We start from the raw sequence: 2,988 nt of genomic DNA on the forward strand, positions 1-2,988 counted from the left end.
AAAGGTGTGACTGCTGACACGGGGGAAGTTTTTGAACTGGCTTTGAGCGATCGCCGGAGGCGCAGCTAGCTTAACGCTCCGCTGCTGCGCTCAGAAGCAGAACGTCCAATGCCGACGCGGCTAAACGTAATTCCCCATACTATATAATTATTTAGTAACAAACAAAAAAAATAACTATTAAATTTCAAACCTCATGTACGCCTAAAAAATAAAAAGAAAAATAAATGACTCAAGCTCAATACAAACTAGTCACATTTGAAGAATTTGCAAAATGGAAACCAGAGGATGGGCATTACGAACTGCATGGTGGAGTCATTGTTAAAATGCCGCAACCATTAGGAGGACATGAAGAAATCACAGGTTTTTTATCGATACAACTAGGTGTCCAATGTTATCAATTAGGTCTTCCTTACCTCATCCCCAAAACAGCATTGGTCAAACCACCAGAAAGTGAATCAGCTTATTCACCAGATGTACTGTTAGTAAACCGTGAAAATCTTATCAACGAAGAACTATGGAAAAACGAATCGACTGTTACTCAAGCTGCATCTATTCCTTTAGTGGTTGAAGTCGTCAGTACCAACTGGCGTGATGATTATCTCAAAAAATATGCTGATTATGAAGAAATGGGAATTCCTGAATATTGGATTGTTGATTATGCAGCTAATGGTGGCAGAGAATTTATTGGCAAGCCTAAGCAACCAACTATCTTGATTTGCTCTTTGGACGAGGGTGAGTATCAAATTAGCAAGTTTCGAGGCGATGAGCGCATACAGTCACCAACATTCCCACAATTGAATTTGACAGTTCAACAAATTTTTGAAGCTGGGAAATGATCAAGCAAGAACTCACCAACTCACGAGTCGTTTGAGTTGAAATCTTGGCACGGTCTTGTTCTGCAACTTAACCCAGACAGGAATTAAAATTGACATATCCCTATTCTGGTTGCTAAAGTGTCTGACTCTCTGCCGTTGCGCGAAAAGTATCTCGCCCTCATCGACGAAATTATCCAAACCACCCTCAAGGGCAAGATTAGCTCTCAAGAGCAGGTTTATCAAATGTTGATCAAAGGTGTGACTGCTGACACGGGGGAAGTTTTTGAACTGGCTTTGAGCGATCGCCTCAATTCCACCCAACACCAAGTAGACACCCAAAAAGACGAACTCAAGCAAGCCAAAGCAACCCGCAGTCTCAGGGCAATCAAAACAATTCAAAGTCAATGGCAACGCGCTCAACAGCAAAATAAAGCCACTGAAGCTATTGTCTCAGGATTTAGAGAAGTGACAACAGCGGAAGTCGGGAATCGTCTGGCTGCATTCTTACGCACTCTCGACTTCAACCGCAAAAATCCACTGAATTTGCAACAAATCCAGCAAGTCTCAAAGTCTTTACAACAATTTGCTCAAGCTGATTCGGATTTTCAGGAAATCTCAGATGGTATAAACCGTGGCATAGTTAGTTGGCAAAGACTGCAAGACCACTTAGTCAGCTGGATGTACGAGCAAAGCCGGGAATCACTGGGATTTGGTGGTGTACCGGGAGAACGTGGTCCTTGGGCAACTTGGGCGAAGCAAGTGAATAGTGAGTTTCCCAAAACACTGTTTCGCTACTTAGCTTTGGAGAAGTCTGCAATTGAATTTGCACAACAGCATAGCAGTGTCAGCCTGAGTCATTGGGTGGAGATGGCAGTTATTTTGCAGTACTTGCAACGGGGGTTAGTCAACTGGTTTGACCAACAGCCTTACAATGTTAAAGCAGGCTCTAAGTTGTCGATTTCAACTTTCTTGACATTTGCGGTGATTTGGAGTCAACTGGCAAATGGTTTTGGTAGTGCGTCGTCAATATACAGCGCTGGTTGTTCTCAAGTCATGCTGCAAATTCTGCGAACCTTTGCACAGCGTTCATACTTTCCCTTGTACGGGGGAATTTTCGCCTCTTTTTCTGGTCAGTACTTACGAGATGCGCTGAATTATTTGGATGAACCGTTGCGTCAAGTCGAAGGAACTCAAGAAAAAGCACGGATTTTGACACTTTTAGGCTCTTCTCAACGAGCATTCGGGCAATATAAGCGTTCTGTGGAGTTTCATCAGCAGGCTTTGGAGATAGCGCGCAGTGCAGGCGATCGCGCTTGTGAAATTGCCAATCTCAACCACCTCAGCCGTACCCACGTTGCCCAAATAATGTATGCTGAAGCAATTGACTTTAGTCAACGGGCATTGATATTGAGTCGGCAAACAGGCGATCGCACAGGTGAAGCAAATGCCCTGGTAAACTTGGGATACAGCGAAGTCATGCAAGCCCAGCAACTGGAACAACTAGAACCAGAGGTTTATGAAACAGCAATTAACTACTTACAGCAAGGTTTAACACTCTCAGAACGACTGGGCGATGTTCAAAGTAAGGCTTTGTGTTTTAGTAGTTTGGGTGTAGCCTATGTCATCATCGAACAACCTCAAACAGCTATTAAATATTTGGAAGACGGCTTCCAAGCAGCACAAATTTCTGGTGATTTGTATCTTCAAGGTTTGAACTTATCGAATTTAGGCGAAGCTTATTATTATTTACCCGACCAAGAAAAAGCAATTTATGCTGGCTGTTTGGGAATGTATTTATTAAACCAAATTGCTTCAAATGAATGGCAAAAATCCGCGAGTTGGCTCATAATTTTACAAGGACAAATAGGGGAAGAATCATTCAGAAATTTCTTGCAGAAAAATCGTTCTAAAATCATTGCTGTCATAGGTGTAGATGGGTATGATTACATCCCGCAGCTATTGGAAGAATATAGGAATCCGAAGAACTGATTTGTCAAAACTTAAGGGTGTAAGGGGGTAAGGGTGTAGGGGTGTAGGGGAACCTGATACAGCAGAATTCATAAGTCATAAGTCAGAAGTATTATAGAATGGACTTTTTAGAGATTTGAAATGGTTGCCCTATTGACGCCGTGATGTACTAGATTCTTTCCCTTACACCCCTAAACCCCTACAC

At 42.6% G+C, this 2,988-nt stretch carries 2 protein-coding genes; both read left to right on the plus strand.

All coding sequences use genetic code 11. The features are described from left to right. Nucleotides 1-224: 224 nt before the first annotated feature. Entirely contained in the window at nt 225-836 is a 612-nt protein-coding gene (locus tag DP116_RS27660; protein WP_169158174.1) for a Uma2 family endonuclease, read from the plus strand. Between the two features lie 117 nt (nt 837-953). Further along, nucleotides 954-2,804, plus strand: coding sequence for a tetratricopeptide repeat protein (locus tag DP116_RS27665; RefSeq protein WP_169158175.1), 1,851 nt, complete (start codon nt 954-956; stop codon nt 2,802-2,804). Nucleotides 2,805-2,988: the final 184 nt, after the last annotated feature.

Source organism: Brasilonema bromeliae SPC951, from assembly GCF_012912135.1.
In the GTDB taxonomy this organism is placed as follows: Bacteria; Cyanobacteriota; Cyanobacteriia; order Cyanobacteriales; family Nostocaceae; genus Brasilonema; species Brasilonema bromeliae.